This window comes from Streptomyces sp. NTD91 (genome assembly GCF_059510455.1).
In genome coordinates, this window is record NZ_JCAJZW010000118.1 from 1 (window position 1) to 1,747 (window position 1,747).

Sequence of the window (1,747 nt, forward strand, 5' to 3'; positions counted from 1 at the left end):
CCAATGCCACGAAGTTAAGGCTCAGTTGACGGTGTCAAGTGCGACCGCGACGTGAGACGGGCCTCTGCTATCCAGGGGATCGACCAAGATCTTCCTGAGAGAGCAGAGGCCCTGTGACACAGTCTGTCACGTACAGAATCGATAACGTGTTCGCACCCGGACACGTCGGTGAATTGACGCAGGTCATCCCGACCGAGCTGGTGGACGCGGTGCTGGAGGAGACCGGGACGCGCGAGCGCCGGCTGCGCAGTCTCCCCTCGCGCGTCGGGGTGTACTTCGTGCTCGCGCTCGGGTTGTTCGAGCACCTGGGCGCCGGGCTGGTGTGGGGAAAACTCGTGGCCGGACTGGCCGCCGCGGTGCCGCAGACGTCGGAGAAGGCCCTTCGCGATCTCCGTCGGAGGATCGGAGTAGTCCCGTTCCAGCGGCTGTTCGAGGTGCTGGCGGGCCCGTTGGCCCAGCCGTCCACCCCCGGAGTGCGCTACCGGCGCTGGCGGACGGTCGCCTTCGACGGCTGTGGGAGCTTGAACGTCCCCGACCACGAACGCAACCGGTCCTGGCTCGGCCGCACGCCGCGCCGCCATGGCCCTTCCGGCTACCCCCGGCTGATGCTGATGACCCTGTGCGAAACCAGCACCCGGGGCCTGATCACCGCCGCCTTCGGACCCGCCTCGAAGGGCGAAACCGACTACGCCCACGACCTGGTCAGCCACTTGACCTCGGACATGCTCCTGCTGGCTGACCGCGCCTTCGACAGCAACAAACTGCTCGCAGACGTCGTGGCTCAGGGGGCGCAGTTGCTGATCCGTGCCACCAGCACCCGGCGCCCACCGGTGCTCGCGCTGCTGCCCGACGGCTCCTACCTCACCCGGATCGGCGGCGTCCGACTGAGGGTGATCGAGGCCGAGATCCGCTCCCGTACCGCCGACGGCGACGACTTCGGCGGAACCTATCGTCTGCTCACCACGCTGAGCGACCACCGCACCGACCCGGCAGACCGCCTGGTCGGTCTCTATCACGAGCGCTGGGAGATCGAGACCGCCTATCTGGCACTGCGTCACACCCTGCTCAAAGGGCGCGTTCTACGGTCGAAGGACCCGGTGGGCCTCACCCAGGAGATGTGGGCACTCCTGACCATCTACCAGGCTCTGCGCTCGATGATGGTGACCGCAGTGGAGACAGTTCCTGGCTGCGATCCCGACCGGGCCGGCTTCACCGTGGCCCTGGAGGCCGCGCGCGACACGGTCGTTGGCGTCGCTGGGACGGCTGCGGCCGCAACTCCGAGCGGACGCCTTGACCTGGTAGGACACATTGGCACCCGCGTCCTGAAGGCGTTGCTGCCCAAGCGCCGAATGCGGCTGTCCGCTCGCATCGTCAAGTGCGGTACATCCCGCTACAACATCTGGAACCGCGACGGGCGGCCTCGCGACAGTACGCCCATCACCGCCATTGTGATCACCGTGCATCCACCGGCTCTCCCCACCACGCATGCCCCAGACCGGGCCGCTTCCGGCCGCTGGGGACAGGTCTGCCGGATCTTGGCGGAGAACTCCAACCAGGCCATGCACGCCCGCGACATCGCAGGGCATCTCGGCCTCATCGCCACCGGGCGTGTGCTGAGCGGCTTCAACGCGCAGCTCTGCTACTGGGCGCGCAACGGCCGACTCATCCGTACGGCACCGAGTACGTACAAGATCCCTCTTCCTGGAGCCTTGACACCGTCAACTGAGCCTTAACTTCGTGGCATTGG

General features: G+C 67.0%; 1 protein-coding gene. It reads left to right on the forward strand.

Annotated features, from left to right (window positions below; all coding sequences use genetic code 11):
* Positions 1–113 precede the first annotated feature (113 nt).
* Entirely contained in the window at positions 114–1,733 is a 1,620-nt protein-coding gene (locus AC5WRT_RS38800) for an IS4 family transposase (protein ID WP_496101089.1), read from the forward strand.
* Positions 1,734–1,747 lie beyond the last annotated feature (14 nt).